We start from the raw sequence: 1,873 nt of genomic DNA, 5'->3' as shown, positions 1-1,873 counted from the left end.
CACCCGCTCGCCCACCGCCGTGAACCGGGGCCCCCCCCCCGCCGCGGCAACACCACCGTCATACTGGCCGGCTCCCCCCCCCCCCCCCCACCGCCGGTCACGTCGGGCGTGAAGATCCCCGGGGACGGAGCCACCGGTAGCGTACGCGGCCCCGCGGGCGCGGTTCCGCGCACCGGGCCACATCGGCTCGTTCACCCACCATCCTTCGACCTCTCACCACTTGACCTGGTGAGTCTCATTACGCAACTCTGTGGCGACAATCCTTGTCGACGAGGAGGCCGACGCGATGGAGTGGACGGGCGCACGGTACGCGGACCGACCGACGGTCGAGGTGACGACGTGGGTCGCGGCCCCGCCGGGGAGGGTGTGGGCGCTGGTGTCGGATGTGACGCGGATGCCCGAGATGAGCGACGAGCTGCAGTCCGCGCGGTGGGCCGGGGGTGCGGCCGGACCGGCCGTGGGGGCCCGATTCGTCGGCCGGAACAAGCACGAGCAGTTCGGTGACTGGGAGACGACCTCCACGGTGGTCGCGTGCGACCCGGAGCGGGTGTTCGCCTGGGCGGTCGGGGATCCGGCGGAGCCCAGTGCCGTCTGGCGATTCGGGCTGGAGCCGAAGGACGGCGGAACCCAGCTCTCGCAGTGGATGCGGATGGGGCCCGGGCGTTCGGGGCTGTCGTTCGCGATCGACGCCATGCCGGACAAGGAGCAGAAGATCGTGTTCGTACGGCTGCGGGAGTTCGAGCGGGGCATGACCGCCACGCTGGAGCACATCAAGCACCGGCTGGAGGCGTGATGCGCGCGGCGACGACCGTCGAGGCGGCGGCTCTGGGCTCTTGGTCCCGGCAGGCCGATTTCGTCGTGGAGGCGGAGAAACTGGGGCTCGACGTGTGCTGGGTGGCCGAGGCCTGGGGCTCGGACGCCCCGTCCGCGCTGGGCTTCCACGCGGCCCGCACGGAGCGGATGCTGCTCGGCTCCGGTGTCATGCAGGTCGGCACCCGCACGCCGGTCGCCCTCGCACAGACGGCGATCACCCTGTCGAACCTGTCCGGAGGGCGGTTCCTGCTGGGGCTCGGCCCGTCCGGTCCGCAGGTGATGGAGGGCCTGCACGGGGTGCCTTTCGCCCGCCCCCTGGCCCGGGTGCGCGAGACCGTGGAGATCCTGCGGCAAGCGGTCGCGGGGGACAAAATCGCCTTCTCGGGCTCCGAGTTCGCCATCCCGCTGCCCGGCGGGGAGGCGGTGCCGATGCGCCTGTCCATGCGCGCCGAGCACCCCGTTCCCGTCTACCTGGCGGCTCTGTCGCCCGCCATGCTGCGGCTGACCGGCCGGGTCGCGGACGGCTGGCTCGGTACCAGCTTCGTCCCCGAGGGCGCCGCGGAGGCCTACTTCGCCCCCTTGGACCAGGGCCTGGCCGCCGCCGGGCGTGAGCGCGCCGGCTTCGACGTCTGCCAGGGCGCCGAGGTCGCGTTCGCCCGGGACGAGGAGGCGCTGGCGGCCATGGTCGCGGGCCGGAAGAAGGAACTCGCCTTCAGCCTGGGCGGCATGGGTTCCGCGTCGACGAACTTCTACAACCGTGCCTACAGCCGCCAGGGCTGGGCCGAGGTCGCGGCGGAGGTCCGCCGGCGCTGGCAGGCGGGCGACCGGGACGGTGCGGCCGACCTCGTCACCGACGAGATGGTGCTGGCCACCACGCTCATCGGCACGGAGGAGATGGTGCGGCGGCGCCTGCGCGTCTGGTGCGACGCCGGTGTGAACACGGTCCGCCTCTACCCGGCCGGCGAAACCCTCGACGACCGGCTCGACACGCTCGGCAGGGCGATCGAGCTGGTCCACGAGACCGAGGCCACCGGGGCGGGCGGGTAAGCTCCCCTGGCTG

At 72.9% G+C, this 1,873-nt stretch carries 2 protein-coding genes; both read left to right on the top strand.

The genetic code is table 11. The features are described from left to right. The first annotated feature begins 286 nt into the window (after positions 1–286). On the top strand, positions 287–793 hold the full coding sequence (locus ABT116_RS43975) for an SRPBCC family protein (protein ID WP_351646448.1): 507 nt from the start codon (positions 287–289) through the stop codon (positions 791–793). After that, positions 793–1,860, top strand: a complete 1,068-nt coding sequence (locus ABT116_RS43970; RefSeq protein ID WP_351646446.1) for an LLM class flavin-dependent oxidoreductase — start codon at positions 793–795, stop codon at positions 1,858–1,860. The genes ABT116_RS43975 and ABT116_RS43970 overlap by 1 nt, the downstream gene beginning before the upstream one ends. Positions 1,861–1,873: the final 13 nt, after the last annotated feature.

It is taken from the genome of Streptomyces sp. NPDC002130 (assembly GCF_040296465.1).
Lineage (GTDB): Bacteria > Actinomycetota > Actinomycetes > Streptomycetales > Streptomycetaceae > Streptomyces.
This window is presented reverse-complemented; position numbering and strand designations above follow the sequence as displayed.